Annotated in this window: 19 protein-coding genes; 14 read left to right on the top strand and 5 right to left on the bottom strand. The window is 40.9% G+C overall.

Annotated features, from left to right (window positions below; genetic code table 11):
• Nucleotides 1-75 precede the first annotated feature (75 nt).
• From HBHAL_RS18215 to HBHAL_RS18200, 4 genes are all read left to right on the top strand, one after another.
• Entirely contained in the window at nucleotides 76-1,011 is a 936-nt protein-coding gene (locus tag HBHAL_RS18215; RefSeq protein ID WP_014644983.1) for an NADP-dependent oxidoreductase, read from the top strand.
• Between the two features lie 141 nt (nucleotides 1,012-1,152).
• Entirely contained in the window at nucleotides 1,153-2,613 is a 1,461-nt protein-coding gene (locus HBHAL_RS18210) for a circularly permuted type 2 ATP-grasp protein (protein ID WP_014644982.1), read from the top strand.
• The gene (locus HBHAL_RS18205) at nucleotides 2,606-3,568 is read left to right on the top strand and encodes an alpha-E domain-containing protein (RefSeq protein WP_014644981.1); all 963 of its coding nucleotides are present in this window, start codon (nucleotides 2,606-2,608) and stop codon (nucleotides 3,566-3,568) included. The genes HBHAL_RS18210 and HBHAL_RS18205 overlap by 8 nt, the downstream gene beginning before the upstream one ends.
• A 25-nt stretch (nucleotides 3,569-3,593) precedes the next feature.
• Nucleotides 3,594-4,445: a transglutaminase family protein gene (locus HBHAL_RS18200; protein WP_014644980.1), complete on the top strand. Its 852-nt coding sequence runs from the start codon at nucleotides 3,594-3,596 to the stop codon at nucleotides 4,443-4,445.
• Nucleotides 4,446-4,492: 47 nt separating this feature from the next.
• Here the strand turns inward: HBHAL_RS18200 and brnQ are convergent, their stop codons facing one another.
• On the bottom strand, nucleotides 4,493-5,809 hold the full coding sequence (brnQ, locus tag HBHAL_RS18195) for a branched-chain amino acid transport system II carrier protein (protein ID WP_014644979.1): 1,317 nt from the start codon (nucleotides 5,807-5,809) through the stop codon (nucleotides 4,493-4,495).
• Nucleotides 5,810-7,033: 1,224 nt separating this feature from the next.
• Between brnQ and HBHAL_RS18190 the strand changes: the two genes are divergently transcribed.
• On the top strand, nucleotides 7,034-8,899 hold the full coding sequence (locus HBHAL_RS18190; RefSeq protein WP_014644978.1) for a cation:proton antiporter: 1,866 nt from the start codon (nucleotides 7,034-7,036) through the stop codon (nucleotides 8,897-8,899).
• 69 nt (nucleotides 8,900-8,968) lie between these two features.
• On the opposite strand, the gene HBHAL_RS18185 is transcribed toward HBHAL_RS18190, so the two are convergent.
• Complete coding sequence (locus HBHAL_RS18185) at nucleotides 8,969-9,151, bottom strand: SE1832 family protein (RefSeq protein ID WP_014644977.1); 183 nt, start codon at nucleotides 9,149-9,151, stop codon at nucleotides 8,969-8,971.
• 121 nt (nucleotides 9,152-9,272) lie between these two features.
• Here HBHAL_RS18185 and HBHAL_RS18180 point away from each other — a divergent pair, with 121 nt between their 5' ends.
• From HBHAL_RS18180 to HBHAL_RS18165, 4 genes are all read left to right on the top strand, one after another.
• Nucleotides 9,273-10,118, top strand: coding sequence for a GNAT family N-acetyltransferase (locus HBHAL_RS18180; RefSeq protein WP_014644976.1), 846 nt, complete (start codon nucleotides 9,273-9,275; stop codon nucleotides 10,116-10,118).
• 226 nt (nucleotides 10,119-10,344) lie between these two features.
• The gene (locus HBHAL_RS18175; RefSeq protein WP_014644975.1) at nucleotides 10,345-10,902 is read left to right on the top strand and encodes a TRAP transporter small permease; all 558 of its coding nucleotides are present in this window, start codon (nucleotides 10,345-10,347) and stop codon (nucleotides 10,900-10,902) included.
• Between the two features lie 30 nt (nucleotides 10,903-10,932).
• Nucleotides 10,933-12,198 carry a TRAP transporter large permease gene (locus HBHAL_RS18170; protein WP_014644974.1) on the top strand — a complete coding sequence of 422 codons (1,266 nt, stop codon included), beginning with the start codon at nucleotides 10,933-10,935 and terminating at the stop codon, nucleotides 12,196-12,198.
• A 60-nt stretch (nucleotides 12,199-12,258) separates the two neighbouring features.
• The gene (locus tag HBHAL_RS18165; RefSeq protein WP_014644973.1) at nucleotides 12,259-13,308 is read left to right on the top strand and encodes a DctP family TRAP transporter solute-binding subunit; all 1,050 of its coding nucleotides are present in this window, start codon (nucleotides 12,259-12,261) and stop codon (nucleotides 13,306-13,308) included.
• A gap of 50 nt (nucleotides 13,309-13,358) precedes the next feature.
• On the opposite strand, the gene HBHAL_RS18160 is transcribed toward HBHAL_RS18165, so the two are convergent.
• Both HBHAL_RS18160 and HBHAL_RS18155 read right to left on the bottom strand, forming a co-directional pair.
• Entirely contained in the window at nucleotides 13,359-14,579 is a 1,221-nt protein-coding gene (locus tag HBHAL_RS18160) for an MFS transporter (protein ID WP_014644972.1), read from the bottom strand.
• A gap of 55 nt (nucleotides 14,580-14,634) precedes the next feature.
• On the bottom strand, nucleotides 14,635-15,708 hold the full coding sequence (locus tag HBHAL_RS18155) for an AI-2E family transporter (protein WP_014644971.1): 1,074 nt from the start codon (nucleotides 15,706-15,708) through the stop codon (nucleotides 14,635-14,637).
• 353 nt (nucleotides 15,709-16,061) lie between these two features.
• Here HBHAL_RS18155 and pepT point away from each other — a divergent pair, with 353 nt between their 5' ends.
• The 5 genes from pepT to HBHAL_RS18130 all read left to right on the top strand — a co-directional run bounded on the left by pepT (nucleotide 16,062) and on the right by HBHAL_RS18130 (nucleotide 19,802).
• Entirely contained in the window at nucleotides 16,062-17,288 is a 1,227-nt protein-coding gene (gene pepT, locus HBHAL_RS18150) for a peptidase T (protein ID WP_014644970.1), read from the top strand.
• A 311-nt stretch (nucleotides 17,289-17,599) separates the two neighbouring features.
• Entirely contained in the window at nucleotides 17,600-18,370 is a 771-nt protein-coding gene (locus HBHAL_RS18145) for a TerC family protein (protein WP_014644968.1), read from the top strand.
• A gap of 166 nt (nucleotides 18,371-18,536) precedes the next feature.
• On the top strand, nucleotides 18,537-18,728 hold the full coding sequence (locus tag HBHAL_RS18140) for an SE1561 family protein (RefSeq protein WP_014644967.1): 192 nt from the start codon (nucleotides 18,537-18,539) through the stop codon (nucleotides 18,726-18,728).
• The gene (locus HBHAL_RS18135) at nucleotides 18,725-19,357 is read left to right on the top strand and encodes a hypothetical protein (protein WP_014644966.1); all 633 of its coding nucleotides are present in this window, start codon (nucleotides 18,725-18,727) and stop codon (nucleotides 19,355-19,357) included. Before HBHAL_RS18140 ends, HBHAL_RS18135 begins: the two co-directional genes overlap by 4 nt.
• Nucleotides 19,358-19,361: 4 nt before the next feature.
• Nucleotides 19,362-19,802, top strand: a complete 441-nt coding sequence (locus HBHAL_RS18130) for a GNAT family N-acetyltransferase (RefSeq protein ID WP_041601766.1) — start codon at nucleotides 19,362-19,364, stop codon at nucleotides 19,800-19,802.
• On the opposite strand, the gene HBHAL_RS18125 is transcribed toward HBHAL_RS18130, so the two are convergent.
• Entirely contained in the window at nucleotides 19,795-20,715 is a 921-nt protein-coding gene (locus tag HBHAL_RS18125; RefSeq protein WP_014644964.1) for a hypothetical protein, read from the bottom strand. The genes HBHAL_RS18130 and HBHAL_RS18125 overlap by 8 nt on opposite strands.
• Nucleotides 20,716-20,755 lie beyond the last annotated feature (40 nt).

Below are 20,755 nucleotides of genomic sequence, written 5' to 3'. Positions count from 1 at the left end.
TTATCACGTTTTACAATTTATTATAGGGGAAAACAAAGGGGTGTGTAACCCTTCATAAATAAGGAGTGTAACTTAATGAAAGCTATTGTAATTGAACAATATGGCGGTAAAGATCAATTAATAGAGAAACAAGTCGATACCCCTGAACCGGAAGCGGGTCAGGTTTTAGTGGAAATGAAAGCAACTTCAATTAACCCGATCGATTGGAAAGTAAGAGAGGGTTATTTGAAAGAGATGCTGGATTTTGATTTTCCAATTATTCTAGGCTGGGATGCAGCCGGGGTAATTAAGGAAGTCGGTCAAGATGTCGATCAGTTTAAAGTAGGGGAACGAGTTTTTGCACGTCCAGCTACTACGCGATTAGGCACTTATGCTGAGTACGCGGTAATTGATGAGGAACAACTTGCCCGCATTCCTGAGAATATTCCTTTTGAGGAAGCGGCAGCAGTACCTCTTGCCGGTATGACAGCCTGGCAGTGTCTCGTGGACTTTGCCCAGATTAAAGAAGGAGACTGGGTTCTTATACATGCAGGTTCCGGCGGTGTAGGCCATTACGCTATCCAGCTTGCTAAGCAAATGGGTGCTTATGTAGCGACTACGGCCAGTGGCAAAAATCAGGCCTGGGTAGAAGAACTTGGTGTCGATCGTTTTATTAACTACAAACAAGAAGATTTCTCTGAGGTGCTCAGTGAAATAGACATCGTACTGGACACGTTAGGAGGAGAAAATCAGGAGAAAAGCTTCAGTATTCTGAAAGAAGGCGGACGCTTAGCATCAATTGTTCAGCCTCCAGATGAAGAAAAAGCCAAGCAGCACGGAGTTAAAGCAGGATTTGTCTGGCTGGAACCAAACGGTGAGCGCCTTTCTAAACTGGCAGAAATGATGGAAGAAGGCCAGTTAACCTCGGTCATAGGAAATCGTTATAAGCTTAGTGAAGAAGGAATTCGAAAAGCACACGAGGCCAGTGAAAGTCATCACGCTAAAGGAAAAATAGTCATTTCTATGGAATAGTTTCAGCTGTATATGCCGTCTCTCTCTATCTATTATGATAGAGGGAGACGGTTTTTTGTTTAAATTTTCTTACAATTTTTGTGTAGTTGCGGTAAACTTAGGGTAAGTAGTAAACATATCGTCAGAATGGAGGAGAGGTTTTTGCTAAATCATTATAAGACTGGAGCATTTTATGACGAAATGATGGAGGACAACGGGAATCCTAAACGTCATTATAGATCCTTCTACCAGTTAATGGAAAGTTTTTCTGAGAAGGAGCTACGTGAGAAACATGAAACGGCTCAGTTAAACTTCTTGAGACAAGGAATTACATTTACCGTTTATAACCATACAGGAGGTACGGAACGAACGATGCCGTTCGATTTTGTGCCTATTATTATTCCTGAACCTCAATGGAATAAGGTAGAAGAAGGAATGAAGCAGCGAATAAAAGCCCTCAATTTGTTTTTAGAAGACATTTACCACGATCAAAAAATTATAGAAGCAGGTATAATACCTAGAGATCTAATTGAGAACAATCCTTATTATTACAATAAACAAATCGGGGGAGTAAACGTCCCTTTAAATAATCACGTGTTTCTTGCAGGGGTAGACTTAATTAAGGATGAAAACGGGGATTACCGGGTTCTAGAGGATAACCTGCGAAATCCTTCAGGGATGTCTTATGTTTTTCAAAATCGATACGTGATGAGACAAGTGTACCCGGAATTATTTTTTGAACATTCAATTGAAACCCTTGAACATCAGGTTTCTGAACTTCACAAAGCAGTTATAAGCCACACCCCGCCAAATGCAGAGCCCCATTCTACCCCTACGGCAGTATTACTGACCCCGGGAATTTATAACTCAGCCTATTATGATCACGTATTTTTGGCGCAGCAAATGGGTATTGAGCTTGTAGAAGGAAGAGATTTAATTGTAAAAGATGACGTTGTTTATATGAAGACCATACGCGGCTTAAAGAGAGTAGATATTATTTACAGACGAATTGATGATGATTTCCTTGATCCCGAGGCGTTTCGCCCGGATTCAGCTTTAGGGGTCTCCGGTTTACTCAGGGCCTATAAAAAAGGGAATGTTTCGATCCTGAATGGAATAGGGAATGGCGTCGCGGATGATAAGGCTATTTATGTCTATGTTCCTGATATGATCCGTTTTTACTTAGACGAAGAACCTATAATTCCTAATGTAGAAACATACTTCCTAAGTGACCCTGAAAAACTAGAATATGTTCTTGAAAACATTGATCAATTAGTTATAAAAAATGTAGGAGCTTCGGGTGGATATGATATGTTAATTGGTCCACAATCAGAAGAAGAGGAACAAAACGAATTTAGAAGGAAAATAATTGAGTCTCCTCATCAATATATAGCTCAGCCGACGATCAAACTCTCAAGAGCTCCTGCTTATCAGGAAGGGCGTTTTTATCCTTGTCATGTAGATTTGCGCGTGTTTGTAATGACTGGTAATTACACTCATGTCATTCCTGGTGGTTTATCAAGAGTAGCTCTTAAAGAGGGGTCGTTAGTCGTCAACTCTTCACAGGGCGGCGGAGGAAAAGACACTTGGATTTTGTCGGAAGGAGGAGAGACGCATGCTTAGTCGTGTAGCAGACTCCTTATATTGGATGGCTCGCAATATTGAACGGGCAGAAAACAACTCACGAGTGCTTAGTGTACAGCTGATCCATATGCTGGAGGCATCAGATCAAGAGGTCATGGACCGTGATTGGGGTGAAGTGCTGGATATTTGTGCTGCTAAGCTTGATTATATGGATCGTTACGAACGTATTGACCGGGAAACGATTATCCAGTATTTGACCATTAGTCCAATCAATTCAAACTCCCTTATGAACAGCATGAATTATGCGAGGGAAAATGCGAGGGCTACAAGGGATATCATTCCTGACGATTTATGGGAGGTTCTCAATGAATTTCATTTAGCCCAGAAAGATTGGCAGGAGCTTCCAAATACAAGACAGCATACTCAGGATTACCTGAAAAAGGTAAAAACCACTTCAATGACGGCACAAGGAATTATTGAATCAACAATGAGCCGAGGAATTCCTTATACATTTATAAAAGTCGGAAAATGGATCGAGCGGGCTGATAAAACAGCACGTGTCTTAAATGTCATCTGTGAAAAAAACATGAAAGAAGCAAGCTATGGCACGAATAATTATTATTATTGGCTGACAGCCCTTCAATTCCTGCGTGGATATGATGCGTACATTAAAGAACATCCGCCTACGATGGAGTCGAGGCATGTGCTTGACTTTATGATCAAGGAAAGATCGTTTCCAAGGTCCATTCGCTATTGTATGGATCACGTGATGGAAGCTGTTCAACGTCTTGAAGGTGGGAAGATCTCTCATTATTCAAAAGATCTATTCCAAATGCTTGAAACGATACAGGAAGAAATAAAGGAAGCGGATATTGAGCATATGGATATGGAGGAACTGATGAGTTTTCTCGATCATTTTCAGGATCGTTGTCTTACTGTCAGCCAGATGTTCTCTGAAACTTATTATCTGATTGAGCCCGTGCATGTGAGGTAGGTTATAATTAGCAGGAGGAAAGTTCATGAAGTATGAAATCGAACATATTAACACGTTCTATTATGAAAATTTTGTAGATCAAAGTATGAATCATATACGGTTAAAGCCCACAACGGATGAATGTCAGCGGCTATCTGCTTATCGTTCAGAAGTGCTCCCAAATTCGGTGATGAAGGAACATGTTGATTACTGGGGAAATCATGTAGAAACTTTTTTTATTCCGGAAAAGCACCAGCATTTAACTGTCAAAACCCAATCAACAGTCAGTATTCAAAAGAGTCCCCTTATTAAGATGATCCACTTTTCTGATGAGATGCGCACCATTTTTCATTCCGATTTATTTCGCAGTCATTACCTTGCTTTTCTAAATGAAACGCCATATACGTTTATGTACAAAGAACAAATTAAGGAAATTGAAGAAGTTGTAGGAGATTCCTCTGATCCGATTCAATTCTCCCTTGATCTCATGGCCTTTATCCATCAATCCATTGTCTATGACGGTACCGTAACCCAGGTGAATACCAAAGCATATGAATCTTGGCCTTTGAAGGCAGGGGTATGTCAGGATTACGCACACGTTATGATCGCTGTACTAAGAGACAAAGGTATTCCTGCTCGTTATGTAAGTGGATATTTATATGTTGGTGAAGGTTCAGCCTTAATTGGAGACGCTGCTACTCACGCCTGGGTAGAAGTTATGATACCGGGAGTCGGCTGGGTCGGCTTAGATCCTACAAATAATGTAGAAGCCCTGGAAGAGCACATTCGCATAGGAAGCGGCCGGGACTATGCAGATGTGAGTCCTCTTCAAGGAGTTTATCGTGGAGGCGGTCAAAACCTTGACGTAAAAGTCAGTGTCACACTGGTTGATCAATAAAAGCACAAAAATCACCCTTCTATAATAAAGAAGGGTGATTTTTATCATTAGTTTTGATAGTTTTTAGAAGGTAAAGGGTCTCGTTTAGCATAGTGAACCAGTCCCCCAATTGCACCTCCAATAAGCGCTGGAAGAACCCAACTTAAGTTAAGCTCTGAAAGAGGAAGGTTCTGGACCAAAGGCTTAAAAGCAGAAACATCAGCCCCAAAAGCGGCAAGACCATCGTAAAGGCTAATAAATGAAGTAAATATAATAGCCCCTCTGTACACATAAGTGGAGTGATTAAAGAACCCTCCTGCGAAAGTTAAAGCTACAAGCACAATCGTAATAGGATATACAAATACAAGAACCGGTACTGAGTAAGAAATGATTTGACTAAGCCCGATATTGGAAATACCAAAGCTGATCAATGTCACAATAAGGATTACCTGTTTATAAGATAATGCCGTTATACGTTTAGAGAAAAATTGACCGCAGGCAACGGTAAGTCCTACGCAGGTAGTAAAGCAGGCAAGGCTTACAATGACACCAAGTAGAATCGTGCCAGCGGACCCATACATAATTTCGGCTGCACCCGATAATATGGCACTTCCATTGTCATACGTGCCTTCTGTAGCCATTTTTGTACCAATCCATCCGATTCCTACATATACACTAGCAAGACCGACAGCCGTAACTAACCCAGCCTTTAACGTGCGCATAGTCAGTTCTTTCTGGTCTGTTACCCCGCGATCGCGGAAAGATGTTACCACGATAAGACCAAATGCAAGTGAGGCAATAGCATCCATAGTTAAATATCCTTCAACAAAACCTGAGAAAAACGGCTGGGATGAATACTTTTCTCCAGCAGGCTGAACCGATCCGTCCAATAAGAAGAAGCTCCCTACAACCAATCCTAAAATGGCTAGAAACAAAGCTGGAGTTAAGATTTGTCCTATTCGATCAACAAGCTTAGAGGGATTTAGACTGACTAAATACACAATAGCAAAGAATAGAATAGAGAATATCAGTAGCATGAAAGAGCCACCGCTCACAAATGGGACCACTCCAGTCTCAAAAGCAACGTTCGCAGCTCTTGGAATTGCAAAGAAAGGGCCGATTACTAAATATACCATGGAGGTGAACAATAGGCCGAATAAAGGGTGGACCCTTCCTGCAAGTTCAGTAGCGCCATTTCTAAAATATGAAATGGCTGCAACCGTTATAATAGGCAAGCCTACTCCCGTAAGTACAAAGCCTGCTATAGCCGGAAGATAGGAAGTGCCTGCTTCAATGCCCAGGGATATAGGGTATATAAGATTACCGGCGCCAAAAAATAAGGCAAACAGGGTAAAGCCAATGAATACTGTATCTCTAGCTCTCATAAATATGGTCCTCCTAAGATGTCTGTTCTATATTGTGCGTAAAAAAGACCTTCCTAACCAAGAATGAGCGCCTGAGATCATACTAAGGTATAGGAAGATCAAATAATCGAATTCTTATACAACGCCGTAATACTATCAATGTCAAAAAATTATGTCAATACTTTTAATTTAAATAATGACGCTGCTAAATATTGGTGTAAAACTTCATAAGAGTTTTATTAAACTAACGAGCCAGTTAGTTGAAGACTCAGTTTCGAGATATTGGTTTGACGTGAAGGTCCTACGGGGGACGATTTCGCTTTCCGTGGGCATGTGGTAAGCTTCCTCAGGCTTCGCCTTCCGGGATCTTACCGATCATGTTCATCCCGCAGGAGTCTTCGCCGTTCCCTTCCGCCGCTTTGCGATCATTGAGAGCTCGAAGTTCTCTGCATATACACCTTCCAATGAACAAGGATCATCTATACTCTACCTTGATTTTTACTGTTTTGTTTACGTGTAGGAACCCTGTTATAGAAGCATTTGAGGCAGATACAGCTTGGCTCCTGTCTTCTATAGCAGGGTCCGTTCACTATATCGTTGGGGTGGCGGAGGAAACGACGAGACTCCCAGGTTAAAAGCGGAAGCACCTTGGTCAGCGTCGTATGGACTGGACTGAGCTGGCGGAGATAAAGAAAACACGAAGAGCGGAGCGATTCGATGTTGCCTTATCGTACAGAAGTGAGGGAAGTCTCACTAGACGCTAGGTGCTGGAGCTGGATAGCACTCCACGCCGTTTAGGCATTGGTTTATGATACACCTATCCTGAGTGTAAGAACGGGAGAAGGAGCTAGGCGAGACCCCACAAGGAGTGTTAACGACTGAGGAGGCTTCTGGTAAAAGGAGGATCGACTAAAGTCGCCACGTCCTGTGGCAACGTCGATCGACCCTACGTCTTGTAGGGCCGCAGGAAAGCGAGTTGTTTCTGTAGCCGCCCTCATCCTTTCTTGGCAACGGACCCCAACTATCTCGAAACTGAGTCTTCAAGTAATGGGAGCTAAACTTTAAAATCAACACCAGTAGTACGCAGGTCTAAATAATAAACAGTAGGTTTTCTAATGAAAGATTGTGTTTATCGGACAGAGTTCTAAAAGGCCAATTTAGTTTACAGAACTAAGATCTGGATATAGAATATGGCTATATCATAACGCGATGTGTATAAACATACTGGAGATGAGGGACACGTTAATGATTGATTCACTATTGTTACAATTTATGTTAATCGGAAGTCTTGGGGTTGGATCACAGTGGATAGCCTGGCGTTTTCGTCTACCGGCAATCGTGGTGATGTCGATCGTAGGTCTCTTAGTAGGACCGGTCTTCGGTTTAATGAATCCAGAGCAGGACTTTGGAGAACTATTTAAACCCATTATTTCTTTAGCTGTTGCCGTCATACTATTTGAAGGCAGCTTAAATTTAGATATGAAAGAAGTACGAGGACTCGGACGGCCTGTTTTTCGTATTGTTACGTTTGGAGCTTTTATAAGCTGGATTCTGGGCGCACTGGCTGCTCACTACGTCGCCGGGCTTTCATGGGCAGTGGCTTTTGTGATTGGCGGTCTGTTTATTGTTACGGGTCCAACTGTTATTCTTCCTTTATTAAGGCAGGCTAAATTAAAACCCAGACCTGCTAAAATACTGAAGTGGGAAGGTATTATAGTCGATCCAATTGGAGCGCTGCTAGCTGTTTTTGCTTTTGAAATTATCGAGTTTATTATGGGAACAAACGTCAATCCTTCTGAACTTCTTCTATTCTTTTTGGCTTCCCTATTTGCTGTGATTTTAGGTTGGGCATGCGGCAAGGGAGTAGGTTGGATGTTTGAAACCGGATATGTACCAGAGTTTTTAAAGTCACCTGTGGTCTTTACCGTTGTCATTGCTTGTTTTACCATCGCTGATGAAATCACTCATGAAACAGGTCTTCTCTCTGTCACAGCAATGGGAATGACATTGGCTAATATGCATATTTCGTCTATAGCGGATATGAGGCATTTCAAAGAAAATATTTCCTTGCTGCTGATATCAACGATATTCGTTATGTTGACAGCTTCTCTGACTCAGGAGACTTTAGTTGAAATCTTTAATGTGCAAATTATCGGTTTTGTTTTACTCATGCTGTTTATTGTTCGTCCTTTATCCATCTTTCTGTCCACCATGGGAACCGATCTGTCGAAATCAGAAAAATTACTCGTCGGCTGGATAGCTCCGCGCGGCATAGTTGCTTTAACTGTAGCCAGTTACTTCGCGAGTATCCTTTTGGAATCGGGTTTTGAGGATGCTTCAATACTCATTTCCCTCACATTTGCCCTTGTATTTACTACGGTTGTAGCACATGGGTTTACGATTGGATGGCTCTCTAAGAAGCTGGGGCTCTCCATGGAAGGACCGCCTGGAGTGCTTATTTCCGGAGGAAGTCAATTTGCAACAGGCATGGCTAAGACACTGGAGGATTTGAAAGTTCCCGTTCTTATTGCAGACTCCTCCTGGGAACGATTGTCGCGTACTAGAGCCGCAGGGATAAAATCTTATCATGGAGAGATTTTATCGGAACAAACGGAGTACTATCTGGATATGACGCCATATGAGTACCTTATAGCTGCGACGGAGCTGGATTCCTATAATGCGCTTGTATGTACCACATTTGTTCCGGAGTTCGGTCGAAATAATCTGTATCAGCTGAGCTTGAGTGACCGTGAAGGGGATAACCTGGAAAATCTTGTTCATACAATTGGGGGAAGAGTTCTTTTTAAAGAAGGAGCCTCCTGGGAGGAATTGAACATCATGGTTGAAAGTGGTTATGTATTCCGAAAAACAAATATAACGGAACAGTATAAATATGAAAATTACTTGAATAATATCGATAGCGAAGCGGTCATCCTGTTTATTAAAAAACCTTCAGGGAAGATTGAATTCTTTAGTCCAGAGGTGGAAAATAGAGCTGAAAATGGAGATGTAGTTGTGGCATTAACTCCTCCTAGTAAAGAATTTGAAAAAATACAAGAGAAACTTGAAGAACAGAGAAAAGAAAATGGAAATAAAAAGCAGAAAAAATAAGAGAAAGGACCGCTGTTTGAGCGGTCCTTTCTCTTATTTTACCTTCCTATGCGGTAAGTTCTATTTAGTTTAAGCGTTAGCTTCAGCCAACTGCCCCTTCAAATCCTTCAACTCTTTTTCCATACGTTCTAATTGAGCTTCAGCATTTTCCACATTAGCTCCGTTCGCTTCCAGCTTGTCTAAATCTCCTTGGATTCTTATATAATCAGCTTTTAAAAAGGCGATTTGATCCTGAATTTCCTTCTTATTCATGATTTTTCTCTCCTTTCTTCTATTGTAGAAGACTTCTCAAGAAAGTATAATAGTATTAATTTTCTAATTTGTCTAATTTTATCATACAGAAGCAAAAATATAGCAGAAGGCGGGGAGCAAAATGAAAATCATTCAGGAACAGAATGTAGAGGCATTTACGTTATCTATTCAAGACCTTCTCTTACAAAGAGAAGCTGAAAATAACCTGCCGCTAGGAATTTTAAAGCGGATACAGGAATCATCTTCAAATGAAGATTCTTTGTTAATTAAAATTGAAGAAGAAGGGCGTCCAGTATTTATGACGATGAGAACCCCGCCCCATCTTTGGATTTTACCGTCCATTCCAGCCGTTACTTCCATCCATATTAAGAGTTTAGCTCGTTACTTGTTTGAAAATCAATACGAAGTACCCGGAATTCTTGGGGAAGGGGAAGCGGTTCAGCATTTTATTGATGAGTGGGTCACCATCACTGGGAAAAATCCTATCATACATATGCGCCAGGGAATCTACCGTTTGAATAAATTGCAGCCCATTCATATGAAGGAGGGGGAACTAATCGAAGCTGAGGAGTCCGACTTTGATCTCATTAAGAAATGGTTAACGTGGTTCGGAGAAGAAACCAATGAAGGGACGATAAAAGAGCGAACTGCTGAAATTGCAGAGGAAATGATTCGCACGCGGCGAATGCACCTTTGGATAGTTAATGGAGAGGCTGTCTCTATGGTTTCCAGAGCTCGCGTGACCCCAAACGGGGCTACAATTAATGCCGTATTTACACCCGATGAATTTAAAAGAAGAGGATATGCAACGCAGGCTGTATGGACACTTACAAAGAAGTTATTGGACCAGGGATACGAGTTTTGTTCTCTATATACGGACCTTGATAACCATTCATCAAACTCTATTTATAAAAAGATTGGTTATGAATGGATAGGTAATTCAATTGTGTATCACTTTATTGACTAGTAAATGAAAATAAAAAGACTAAATCTGGAGAAAATACTATCTATAGAAAGCAAAAAAGATGATATACAAGAAATTTGATTACAAGTTCATTACATTATTAAATTTGAACAAAATATACAAAAAATTCTGTATGAATTAATTTGAGTGTTCCCCATATGTTCGGTATGATGTTTAGTAAGTGAGCTTCAAAAACCTCACTTATCGCCAATTTAGGAGGCTAAATGAGTTGAATCCATTAAAGATCGTCGACAAATTTATACTTAAAGTTGAAGAATTCATTCTCAGTTATGCGATCATCATCATTGCCTTAATGGTAGTAGGCAAGGCTTTAAGCCGAGCGCTCTTCACTTACACCCCACCTTTTGCAGATGAAGTTAGTCAAATCGCGATTGTAGTCGCTACATTTATGGGGATCAGTTATGCGGCCCGGAAAGGAAGACATATCAGCATGTCTGCCTTCTATGATCTGGCACCTTTTAAGGTCAGGAAAATTTTAGCGATATTTATACCGCTGGTTACAGCGATTGTATTATTTGTACTTACTTACTTTTCAGCTCTTTACGTTTACGATGTATATGAGTCAGGGAGGGTTACTTCGGCGCTTCAGATGCCCTCTTACTATTTATACATTTTCATTCCAATCGGTTTCTTACTGGGCGGAATACAATTCCTTAGAAATATGTGGATAAATATTAAGCACCGGGATGAGGTGTACCTTGGCACAGACGCGAAAGACTACAATGATCAAGAGAAAGAAGAAATCCATGAAGGTACACACTTATAAATAAAATACAGCAGAAGAAAGGATAACGATATGGTTGCCACACTACTAACGATCATGGTGGTCCTTTTATTATTGAATTTTCCAATGATGATTCCGCTTATGGCGGCTCCATTAATTGTACTGTTCATTTATTTTCCCAACTTGGATCCTATGATTTTAATGCAGCAATTTTCTACAGGAATTGAACCGTATGTCCTTCTAGCGGTTCCGCTATTCATTTTTGCGGCGGATATTATGACGACAGGGAAAACGTCAAACCGGCTGCTTGATTTCATTGGCTCATTTATCGGTCATATTCGCGGTGGATATGCCGTTACAACAGCTGCAGCCTGTACGTTATTCGGTGCTATCTCGGGATCAACACAGGCTACGGTTGTAGCGATTGGTAAACCGATGCGCGAACGTCTTTTGAAAATCGGTTACAAGGATCCAACAGCGATGGCATTAATCATTAATTCCAGTGATGTTGCATTGCTCGTTCCACCGAGTATTGGCATGATCATCTACGGTCTTGTGTCCGGTACATCTGTAGGTGACTTGTTCATTGCAGGTATTATTCCTGGTATTATCGTATTTTTAAGTTTTTCGATTTACAGTATCATTTACGCCAAGGTAGCTGATATTCCTTTGGCAAATAAAGTTTCCTGGAGTGAACGCTGGCGATTGACCCGTAAGGCTCTTTTGCCGCTAGGGTTTCCAATTATCATCATTGGCGGTATTTATACGGGGCTCTTCAGTCCGACTGAGGCCGCCGGAATGTCAGTTCTTTATGCTTTTGTCTTGGAAGTGCTCATTTACCGTTCCATTCATATTAAAGAATTACCGAAAATTGCCCGATCTACAGGATTGGTTACTTCTGCCGTATTCGTGCTAGTAGCAGGCGGACAGGCATTCACGTGGGTGATCTCTTTCGCCCGCATACCACAGATGATCACAGAAACAGTTCTTGGAACAGAGCCTAGTGCGATTTTTGTATTACTTATGGTCACGGTCTTTTTCTTTATCGGATGTATGTTTGTCGATCCGATTGTTGTGATCCTGGTATTAACTCCAATCTTTTACCCGGCAGCGATGGATGCCGGAATCGATCCTATTCACTTGGGAGTCGTCATTACCTTCCAGGCTGCGTTAGGCTCGGCTACCCCACCGTTTGGAGTGGATATATTTACGGCGAGCGCCGTATTTAATAAGCCTTACCTGGAAGTGATTAAGGGCACTCCGCCCTATATCATTATGATGGTAGTTATTTCATTTTTACTCATATTCTTCGAGGAGCTTTCCCTTCTATTGATTTAACAAGAAGAGGGAGTTTATATAAAAAATTGGGAGGTCATTATCATTATTAAAAAGAAACGTATGGTTGGATTAGCCATGATGTTTGTATTAGGTATCTTGTTAGCTGCCTGTGGCGGCAACGGCGATGGCGGAGACAATGCCAGCGGCGGAGAAGGACAGACTTACAATTGGAAGTTCGTTACTGAAGAAGTAGATGGACAAGTTCAATATGAATATGCAGAAGAATTTGCTAAACGTATGAATGAGAAGTCTGATGGGGCTGTAAACATCGAGGTTTATGAATTTGGAGGACTAGGAAGTGAAACCGACCAGGTAGAGCAGTTGCAAAGTGGAACAGTTGAAATGGCGGTTATGTCCCCAGGTTTTACTGGTAATATGGTAAAAGAAGGACAGATCTTTGCTTTGCATTTCTTGTTTCCAGACAGTGTTGAGAAAACACAGCAAATTTTGAACGATAGTGAAGCTTTAAACACAGATCTACGTGAAAAGTATGAAGAGCATAGTATTTCACCGCTATCTTTCTGGACAGAAGGTGCGATGCAATGGACATCCAGTAAAGAAATCACAGAGCCGGCGGATTTCGAGAATTTCAAAATGCGTACGCAGACCTCTCCTTTAATTCTGGAGTCTTATAAAGCTTATGGAGCGGAACCTACTCCAATGAGCTGGTCAGAATTATACACCGCGCTTGATCGCGGAACAGTAGAAGGACAAGAGAACCCGATCTTCTTTATTGGAGATGCTTCTTTCCACGAGGTACAAGACTATATGACATTGTCTAATCATAACAACTACGTGGCGATGACGACCGTTAATACCGATTGGTATGAAGGTTTGAATGATGAAATGAAAACGATGGTAGATGAAACGACTCAGGAAATGCAAGAGTGGGTATTTGAAGAGCAGAAGAAACAAAACGAAGAATATTTACAAACGATTAAAGAAGATACAGAGAATCCAACAGAGATTGTTGAGTTGACGGATGAGCAGCGTCAAATGTTTAAAGGTAAGGCGATGCCTGTACGTGACTACTATCGTAACGAGGTTTCTACGGTAGATGGACAAATCCTGGATAAACTTCAGGAAGAGATTGAAGCAGCTGGAGAATAATTGTTTATAAGCAAAAACCATCATGTCCTTACAGAGGACATGATGGTTTTTTAATGTATCGGCTCCCAGGGATCCGTCTGTTTGCGATAGTCCATATAAGTAAGGATGAGCACAATAATGAACAAGAAGCTTGAAAGCTTAAACAACGTGGCTGTATCGACAAATTGGTAAATAAAACCCAGGATAAGGGCGCTTGACCCTATGCCAAGATCAATACAGGAATAATACATGCCATTGGCAATGCCGCTTCGTTCCGTAGTGGTCTTAGAGATAACCCAGGCCTGAAGCGCGGGCATCATAGAGCCAAATCCAATGCCGAAGATCGCCCCTGCTATAATCAAGTGAACATTCGTACTGGCAAGGGAGAGAATCCACATGGCAATAAAGGATAAGACCGAACATACCATGATCAGCTTCCAGGGTCCCTTGCGGTCGAAATATTTTCCAGTGATCGGTCGGGAAATGGTAGCCAGCACCGCATTGAAAAAGTAAAACAGGAAGGTTCCGGATAACCCTTGTTCATTGCCGAAAATAACAAGATAAGTAACTACTGCTCCGTAGCCGAAAGTATTCAGGAAGGTTACAAGGGCAGGGTAGCGGCTTCTGCTTTCCACTAAAGAACCTACAAAGGAGAAGGGAGGCGGCTGCTTCTGATTTTGGTAGACACTTTCAGGGGTTACAAAGCTGGTCACGGAAAGTAAGATAAGTGCCACAGCTCCTAAGGCTGCCGCAATCCAGACGAGAAGCTGAAAAGTAAAGTTTTGATAAAGGTAAATACCTAAGCTTGGGGCCATGATCATTCCTACCGTAACAGACAAACCAAAATAACCCATTCCCTCACCAACACGTCTTCGGGGAATTAAATCTACGGCTGCTGTTCCGTTAACTGTCGTGGACCACCCCCATGCCAGACCATGAATAAAACGGATGATTAAAAGGACAACGACTATCTGAGTGATCGGATACAATGTCGTCATAATCAGCAGAGAAATCGAGCCAATAAGAACCAGTTTTTTCCTTGCGCGTGTCATAAGCAGGTGACCAATGAAAGGGCGGATAAGGATAGCTGCAAAGGCAAACATGGTCGTGATTAAACCAATTTGCAGACTGCTGCCGCCTATCGATTCTATGTAAGGTGGTAAATTTGGCAATAGCATTTGAAAACTCATAAATGTAAATAAGTTGCCAAGTATTAAAAATATAAATGGCCAGGTCCATAGTTTGGGGAGCGCCGACTGCATTAAGGTTTCCTCACTTTCTATAGAATTCATAAGAAACCCCCACTTCTTAAATTAACGTGTGGGGGGGAGGGTAATAGGATTTTTTCTAATCATGTGTTTCTTTTCTTCTCTCCAGCCATTCTTCGTAAAAGTGGGTAGTTATGGCTTTTAAGACAGCGTAGGTAGGGATTGCAAACAATAGGCCAAGAAAACCTGCTAAACTTCCAGCTGCGAGAATTAACGTAATGATGGTTAAGGGGTGAATACTTAAAGCTTTCCCCATAACGTTAGGAGAGACAAAATTTCCTTCCAATTGTTGAGCAATGACCATAATTATTGCTACCCATAAGGCTAAGATTGGTTCTTGAAGAAGTCCTACAAGCATCGCAGGGATGACAGCCAGAAAAGGACCTACAAAAGGAATGACGTTCATAAGCATGGCGAATAAAGAAAGCGTTAGAGAGTAGTCCAGGTCAATAATTAAATAGCCGACTAGTAACAATAGACCCACTACAATACTTACAGTCATCTGGCCAAGAATAAAAGCATTAAGTGTATGATCAACCGAGTGAGCTAATTTCCCAAAACTTTTAGCTGCACGTTTACTTAGAAATTTTTGAATAAAAGGAACAAACTTATCCCCGTCCTTCAACATAAAAAACAGGAAGAAAGGAATAAGTACAAGGGCAAATACAAATCCAATCAATTGACTGATAACATTAATAATAATTTTGGAAGCATCCTGTAAATAGCTTTGAAGGTTTTCCACGACATTGTTAATTGTACTGTCAAACTGGCTTGGTATGATATCCTGATTTTGCTGCCAGTAACTAATTGTATCTCCGAACATATCAATCATGCCTGGGAGGTTATTGATCAATCTCGTAAATTGCTGCTGAGCAATAGGAGCGATAAATTGAACGATTAAAAAACCTAGTAAAATATAAAGTAAGAAGATGATCAGAATGGCGATCAGCCTGTGAACCTTGTATCTTTCAAGGAAATGCAGGACAGGCCTTGAAATATAAAATAAAATCCCTCCGCCGATCAAAGGAAGCGCAATGGCCCCAATATACGTAAATACGGGTTCAAAAAAGAACTGAATTTCATGAAGAAGAAGAATAAGAAGCGAAATTAAGATACCTGCGACAATGGTTTGGAACCAACGTTTATGGATCAAAGACGACACACCTTTATGTAAATTTAAATGCTCTTATGAATATTCGTTACTGGAAGGGTCTATCCCTTCTTAAATAAAAGGCTCTATTAAATCATAGTGCTGATATTAACTCTTTCAGATAAGCTCCCGATTTTAGGCAACGGGTCCAAGTTATCTCGAAATCAAGTCTTCAAGTATACGGCCCTATAGTTAAATAACGAAATGAACGATAACGTTTATTAAAACCAAACAAAAAAAGAAAGGTTTAGTTAAGGATACCAGAACTAATGGATAATAGTCATACATTTACATCATTTATCCAATTATACTTATAATGGAATAGAGTTTATATAGAATGTCAAAGGAGGATAAAAATGAAAGATGAAATTTTAAAACGATTCTGTTCTTATGTGAAGGTAAATACCCAATCAGATGAAAATAGTGCAGAGACGCCATCAACGGAGGGGCAGTGGACCCTGGCCCGTCAATTGGCACAAGAGCTTGAGGAAATTGGTATGAGTGAAGTTTCTATTGATGAGAATGCTTATGTTATGGCGACGCTTCCGGCTAATACAGAGAAAGATGTACCGGTTATCGGTTTTCTTGCTCATATAGATACAGCTGTCGACTTCACAGGGGAAAACGTGAAGCCCCAGGTAGTCGAGTCCTATGATGGAGGAGACATCTCTCTAAACGAAGAAGTGAACCTTTCTCCTTTGGATTTTCCTGAATTAAGCAGATACAAAGGACAAACATTAATCACTACCGATGGAACGACATTGCTGGGTGCTGACAATAAAGCAGGCATCACTGAAATTATGACCGCATTACATTACTTGATTAGACATCCCGAAATCAAGCATGGAAAAATCCGGGTAGCTTTCACACCGGATGAAGAAATTGGCCGTGGACCTCATAAATTTAATATAGATAGATTTGCTGCTTCTTATGCTTATACAGTAGATGGAGGCCCTCTTGGAGAGCTGCAATTTGAAAGTTTTAATGCGGCAACTGCAAATATCGACTTCTACGGCAATAGTGTACATCCTGGTACAGCAAAAGATAAAATGATCAATGCTGTCAAACTGGCTATTGAGTTTCAAGAGAATCTCCCCAAACAAGAAGCTCCTGAGTACACTGAGAATTATGAAGGGTTCTATCATTTGAATTCTTTTCATGGAGATGTAGAACATGCTGCGCTCACTTACTTAGTACGTGACCACGATCAGGATTTATTCAAAAAGAAAAAGGACAGCCTTGATCATTTAGTAGAGGAGATGAAAGATAAGTATGGGTCAGAGCGTATATCTATAGATATGAGTGATCAATACTATAATATGGGAGACAAAATCACACCTGTTAAACAAATTGTGGATACTGCCTCAGAAGCGATGGATAATCTGGGTATCAAACCGTTGATTAAACCTATCCGAGGAGGAACAGATGGTTCCCAGCTGTCGTACATGGGACTTCCAACACCTAACATCTTTACGGGCGGACAGAATTTCCACGGCAAGTACGAATATATTTCTCTCGATCATATGGAAAAGGCCGTGAACGTTATTGTTGAAATTGCTCGGCTATTTGAAGAAAAATCCTGATTTTGATCCATTCTGTCTGTTAATTGAACGTTTGTTTAATGGGGTTAAGGTAATTCTTATTCGTAAAGGACCATTAATCTTCCAATTTTTTGGATTAATCATATTTTTTGATTTCGATTAGAGCGGTTGGCATGAAGTTGATAAATCAAGGATGAAGGCTAATTAAAGGAACAGATGAACAATAAAGTCCTTATTCTGGGATAGATCCCATATTTACGGGCAACAGTCATTGCTTGCGATACCTTTACCCGCTGAGATGTGGTTTTTACCCATAAGATAGATCATTTTGTATAATGAAGGGGAAGAGAAGCATGGATGCACAGTTGTTACTTGAATATGGATGGGTATTGATCGTATTAGTGGGACTGGAAGGTATTTTAGCTGCAGATAATGCACTGGTTCTAGCCATTATGGTTAAACACCTGCCTGAGAAAAAGCGTAAAAAAGCCTTATTCTACGGGTTATTTGGTGCTTTCTTGCTCCGTTTTGGCGCTTTATTCATTATTTCATTTTTGGTAGATATATGGCAGGTTCAAGCAATTGGAGCGACCTATCTATTATTTATATCAGGGAAGCATTTATGGGATAAATGGCGTTCCAGGGATGAAGATCAACCGGAGGATGAAGAGCAGGATGAGGAAACCGAAAAAGGCAAAGGTTTTTGGGCAACTGTGTTAAAAGTTGAGTTAGCTGACCTTGCTTTTGCTGTTGATTCTATATTAGCAGCTGTTGCTCTTGCTGTTGTTCTGCCTGAGACAGATCTTCCAGATGTAGGAAGTCTGGATGGTGGTCAGTTTGCCGTCATTCTTACAGGTGGTATGATAGGGATTATAATTATGAGGTTTGCAGCTAATATATTTGTTAATCTGCTGCATTCAAGGCCTGGTCTGGAAATAGCGGCATTTGTTATCGTAGGCTGGGTGGGGGTGAAATTAGTTGTTACTACCCTTGCGCACCCTCATATTCAAATTATTGATGAACATTTTACTCATTCAGCACTCTGGAAGATAAGCTTTTATTCTGTTCTGCTCATAATAGCGGCTCTTGGATGGTTTTTATCACCCCAAAAAAACAATAAATAAGTTGAAAGACCTGTAAGAAAATCTTACAGGTCTTTTTATAAGCTTGGCTAGAGCATGAAGCAACAAAATTAATTTGCCTTAAGAAGAGAGTTATATAAGCCTTAAAAGTTTTCCTTATGTTCAGAGAAAGGTAAAATAAAAGTAAATCATTGGGGAGGGGAAAGATATGGGGAAAGCTGCACAACATCCGTCAGATCAATTTCATTACATAAAAAACAGAATCAAAATGTTGAATCAAGTTGTGTCTTCGATGGATGCAGATGAAGTGGATATGGACGACTTCAATAGAATATTGGAGATGATTCAACAGCTGCAAATTAAAATGGAGCGTTTCAAAAAAGACTGGGATAAGGAATGAAGACAAGGCAAATTGTGTTTTTTCTGGTTTGGGCAGGATTTATTCTCTATGCTTGGATGGCCGCTCCAAACGGGAATGATGGTTACTTAAATCAGCTGATCCGTATGAATGATCCTGATCCATTGCTCTTGGCTGTTTTCAGCCTGCTTGGTCTGTTTCCAGTAACGTTTATGATTCTTTTGCTGACTCACGATAACAGCCGTATCCCGGCCTGGCCTTTTGCTGCTGGTTCGTTTATATTGGGAGCATTTGCACTTCTCCCTTTTTTCTTCTTATCTACTGCAGAGAAGAAACGCAGCGACCGAACACCCCGCATACTCAAAAGAGTGTTAAATGCTGTTTATTTCCATGTATTACTGATGGTCGGTACTACTATGCTTATCATTTACGGACTTCTGCAGGGTGATTTCACTGTTTATGCTCAAGCCTTCAAAAACTCTCAATTTGTACATGTTATGACCATTGATTTATTTGTCCTGACAGGACTGAGTATCTATACGCTTCATTGGGATCAACAGAAAACAGGCGTTCAAAACAAAAGCTTTTTATGGGGGGTTCTTCCCGTCATTGGGGTAATGGTTTACTTATTGCAGAATAAGGATCAAAGGAGGCAAAAGATTGAAGGTTAAGCCAATGCTGCAAGTAGAAGCGGAAATCATTGCTAACTGGAAATACTCTGGAATTTATAGTTTTTATGACATGACAGCAGATGAAGAGGACTACCAAGAGTTCATTAATGAGGAAACGAGAGGTGAGCATGCTTTTAGTGTGTATGAAAGGGGAAAATTAATTGGTTTTTATTCCCTGACTCCCGTTGAATCAGAGACCGTCGACTTAGGTTTAGGCTTGCGTCCTGATATGACAGGACAAGGAATAGGCGGGTCATTCCTGCAAAAAGCTCTTGATTATGCTGAGCTGCATTATGGAGCCCGCTCGTTTACTTTGTCTGTTGCCACATTTAACGAAAGGGCAATCCGAGTTTATAAAAATGCTGGTTTTAAAGTTATTCACACGTTTATGCAGCCGACAAATGGAAGTGAATATGAATTTGTAAAAATGAGAAAAACTAGCTGACTAATCTGTCATAAGATGAAATCCATTGTAAGGCTTCAAGTGTAAGTACACCCTGCCATTCCTGTTTCGCTTTACGCCAAACATCTTCGGAGGTTTCCCACTTCCAGGCTGGTTCAATATAAGGCTTTGCCTCCAGACCTTCTATTATGTAATCTAGATGACCCGCTATCGCGTGTGAAGAGATACCTACATCCAGACTATTTGGCGTAGGCTTAAACTGCAAAGGGAGGGGAACATAGTTTTTCCACTCTTCTTGATTTAAAGTCACTAGCTGACGTACACCCTCCTTTAACTTCGCGTGAATTTCCTGATTCATGCAGGAAGGATGCATTCTGAAAAAACGCAGATAACAAAAAACTTCATGTTCCGATTCAAAAGTATCAAGGGAAAGTAAGTGCTTTATTGATAAACTGACGAGCTGATCTACATTCAGCTTTGAGGCTTCATGTTTATATGTCAGAAGGTAACCGATAATCTCAGCGGATGGATTTCCCCAGTTGTCGTCGATCCATGAGGTTCCATTTTCGTGTACCGTCCACCAGAAGGCATGAGGATAAAGATTCACTTCAGGAGGCACAGCAAGCCATCCTTGACGTTCTTTATTGAAAGACTGTTCAAAGTACTTGAGCGCTTCACTGATCATCTCACGAGCTTCAGGGTGATGATCTATGGAACATAAAATCTGCAAAGCTACAGAAGAAGCCATGGGAGAGGAATCAGGAAGCCGGAAATCTGCCTCCAGTCCGTGACCAAATCCCCCATCTTGATTCTGATAGGCATGTAAGGCTTTTACAATAGCTTGCTCCGTGCCGTTGTCAAAAAGATACGAGCAGCGTGCTTGTTCAAGGTCACGAGCGTTTGTAAGGATATAATCTTTAGCAGCCTCAAATGCCTTTTTGGATAGATATTTCATATAGATTCCCCCTTTTTGTAGTTATTCGTTCTGAGAAGGG

The organism is Halobacillus halophilus DSM 2266, assembly GCF_000284515.1.
GTDB classification, from domain to species: Bacteria; Bacillota; Bacilli; order Bacillales; family Halobacillaceae; genus Halobacillus; species Halobacillus halophilus.
This window is presented reverse-complemented; position numbering and strand designations above follow the sequence as displayed.

What these genes read in the sequence shown, in the direction of transcription:
- HBHAL_RS18215 (WP_014644983.1), top strand. Translation starts at nt 76, where the DNA reads ATGAAAGCTATTGTAATTGAACAATATGGCGGTAAAGATCAATTAATA.
- HBHAL_RS18205 (WP_014644981.1), top strand. Translation starts at nt 2,606, where the DNA reads ATGCTTAGTCGTGTAGCAGACTCCTTATATTGGATGGCTCGCAATATT.
- HBHAL_RS18200 (WP_014644980.1), top strand. Translation starts at nt 3,594, where the DNA reads ATGAAGTATGAAATCGAACATATTAACACGTTCTATTATGAAAATTTT.
- brnQ (WP_014644979.1), bottom strand. Translation starts at nt 5,809, where the DNA reads ATGAGAGCTAGAGATACAGTATTCATTGGCTTTACCCTGTTTGCCTTA.
- HBHAL_RS18190 (WP_014644978.1), top strand. Translation starts at nt 7,034, where the DNA reads ATGATTGATTCACTATTGTTACAATTTATGTTAATCGGAAGTCTTGGG.
- HBHAL_RS18185 (WP_014644977.1), bottom strand. Translation starts at nt 9,151, where the DNA reads ATGAATAAGAAGGAAATTCAGGATCAAATCGCCTTTTTAAAAGCTGAT.
- HBHAL_RS18180 (WP_014644976.1), top strand. Translation starts at nt 9,273, where the DNA reads ATGAAAATCATTCAGGAACAGAATGTAGAGGCATTTACGTTATCTATT.
- HBHAL_RS18170 (WP_014644974.1), top strand. Translation starts at nt 10,933, where the DNA reads ATGGTTGCCACACTACTAACGATCATGGTGGTCCTTTTATTATTGAAT.
- HBHAL_RS18165 (WP_014644973.1), top strand. Translation starts at nt 12,259, where the DNA reads ATGGTTGGATTAGCCATGATGTTTGTATTAGGTATCTTGTTAGCTGCC.
- HBHAL_RS18160 (WP_014644972.1), bottom strand. Translation starts at nt 14,579, where the DNA reads ATGAATTCTATAGAAAGTGAGGAAACCTTAATGCAGTCGGCGCTCCCC.
- pepT (WP_014644970.1), top strand. Translation starts at nt 16,062, where the DNA reads ATGAAAGATGAAATTTTAAAACGATTCTGTTCTTATGTGAAGGTAAAT.
- HBHAL_RS18145 (WP_014644968.1), top strand. Translation starts at nt 17,600, where the DNA reads ATGGATGCACAGTTGTTACTTGAATATGGATGGGTATTGATCGTATTA.
- HBHAL_RS18140 (WP_014644967.1), top strand. Translation starts at nt 18,537, where the DNA reads ATGGGGAAAGCTGCACAACATCCGTCAGATCAATTTCATTACATAAAA.
- HBHAL_RS18135 (WP_014644966.1), top strand. Translation starts at nt 18,725, where the DNA reads ATGAAGACAAGGCAAATTGTGTTTTTTCTGGTTTGGGCAGGATTTATT.
- HBHAL_RS18130 (WP_041601766.1), top strand. Translation starts at nt 19,362, where the DNA reads ATGCTGCAAGTAGAAGCGGAAATCATTGCTAACTGGAAATACTCTGGA.
- HBHAL_RS18125 (WP_014644964.1), bottom strand. Translation starts at nt 20,715, where the DNA reads ATGAAATATCTATCCAAAAAGGCATTTGAGGCTGCTAAAGATTATATC.